This window comes from Rhizobium sp. SVR5-2C (assembly GCF_056755115.1).
Map to the genome: position 1 here is coordinate 1 of NZ_JBNDHT010000445.1, position 259 is coordinate 259.

The 259-nt window shown below is 59.1% G+C and carries 1 pseudogene; it reads right to left on the bottom strand.

Annotated elements, in window-relative coordinates:
- Positions 1-259: pseudogene (locus ACPYOI_RS36460) on the bottom strand (ATP-binding protein); the annotation flags it as partial.

Genomic DNA, 259 nt, shown 5'->3' on the forward strand with positions numbered 1-259 from the left:
GACCTCATTGGCAGTTGAGGCGGTAATCTGCCCTATGGTCGCGCCCCGTTTGGCATGTGCCAGCTCCATCTGCACCTGCCGGTATCGCTGATCGCTCTCGCGGGCTTCTGCTTCCGCCCGCTTTAGATCGGTCAAGTCCAGGATGTAGGCAACGCCTTGATCCGATCGTCCTTCGAATGCGGCTGCGCCGATCAGCACATGTACCCGGCTGCCATCCTTACGGAAAAACTCCTTTTCGCGAGCTTGCATGGTGCCAGTC